Origin of the sequence: Clostridium psychrophilum (assembly GCF_018861705.1) — a bacterium.
In the GTDB taxonomy this organism is placed as follows: domain Bacteria; phylum Bacillota; class Clostridia; order Clostridiales; family Clostridiaceae; genus Clostridium_AD; species Clostridium_AD psychrophilum.
Genome location: NZ_JAHLEC010000234.1, coordinates 1 through 1,617 on the forward strand (window position 1 = coordinate 1; position 1,617 = coordinate 1,617).

A 1,617-nucleotide genomic window follows, 5' to 3' on the forward strand; every position below is an offset into this window, starting at 1 on the left:
AAGAATCTACATTTAATATAATAAAATTAGTTTTACCTGTCAATTTTCTGTAAAAAGGAAACTGTTTAAACAGGTGTATTTGTGTTGCTTTTTTTTATTCATAGAAAAAAACAGTTCTTAACTTTTAGAAACTCAACAACAAATAAAGCAACATTAAATTTCTTCAGGATACATTTTCACTTTTCAACCCACATTCTAAATCCTAATATTTCCATTATTATTTTTTCATAAGTTAGTTAACACTATCTATAATTTTATATTTTCACTGCTATTCACAATCTACAATTACCTTTACAGTTTTTTCATTTGGATTTTTTATTAAATCAAAAACTTTATCTGCACTGTCTAAAGGAACAATATGTGTTACAATTTTTTCTATGTCATCTTTAATTTGATGTGCATATTGAACAGCTTGTTCAAATTCTCTCATAGTATATACACGGCTTCCAACTATTGTCTGTTCTTTAAAATTAATATCTTGAAGATTAACTGCATGAGGCATCTTATGAATTCCAGTCATACAAATAGTGCCTCCAATGCGACAGACTTTTGTTATATCTAAGGCAGCAATTTCAGACCCACTACATTCAAATACAACATCAGCTCCAACATTATCAGTGGCATCGTTTACACAGTCTATCAAATTTTGTATTTTCACATTTACAGCCGTAAATCCCATATCTTCGCACATTTTCAATCTGCTATCATCAATGTCTGAAATAATAATTTTTGAAGCTCCACTATGTTTTAATACGATTCCAGTTAATATTCCTATTGGACCTGCTCCTATAATTACAGCATTGTCTAAAGCTTTAAATTTTGATTGATGTAATGTACGAATAACCACCGCAAGAGGTTCTACCACGGCTGCAACCTTATCTGGTAATGAATCATCTAGTTTAACTAATACGTTTTCATAGCAATTAACATATTCAGCCATGCCACCATCAATATCAATTCCGATAAGCTTTAAAGTATTACAAACATGTGGTGACCCTGTCTTACATGCAAAACATTTGCCACAAGAAATTAAAGGATAAGCACAAACTCTATCTCCTATCTTAAACTTTTCTGATGATCCTTTAATCTGATCAATAACTCCAACAAACTCATGTCCTAATACTAAAGGCGCTTTTGCTCTTGGATGTTTGCCTGAGTAAATTCCTATATCTGAACCACAAACTCCACAGTATTTTACTCGAATTCTTACTTGTCCATCTTTAAGTTCTGGAACGTCCATTTCTTTAACTCTCACTTCTTGTGGACCTGCATATATTAATGTCTTCATTTATAATCCCTCCATATATATTTGTTGTTCCTTAATTCGGAACGCTGTTCCTTTTTATAATTTAATAATAACAAACTGATTAATAAAAGTCAATATAATTATTTTATATTTTTCTCATCTATATGATCGAGACTTGTTGTAAAATCAAGTTGAACCAATAAAAATCCATAGCGGATTAATTCTGTGTTATGCTTTAATCGTCACAACTAAAACACACAAGGAGGATAATCACTATGGAATACCCAAATAATAACACACAATCACGTAAAAATAAACACTTGAACTTGGAAGAACGCGTTATGATAGAAATTCGTCTTAAGGATGGCTTT

Annotated in this window: 1 protein-coding gene; it reads right to left on the reverse strand. The window is 30.9% G+C overall.

Annotated elements, in window-relative coordinates:
• Positions 1–268: 268 nt before the first annotated feature.
• The gene (locus tag KPL38_RS19170; RefSeq protein WP_216290733.1) at positions 269–1,288 is read right to left on the reverse strand and encodes a zinc-dependent alcohol dehydrogenase; all 1,020 of its coding nucleotides are present in this window, start codon (positions 1,286–1,288) and stop codon (positions 269–271) included.
• Positions 1,289–1,617: the final 329 nt, after the last annotated feature.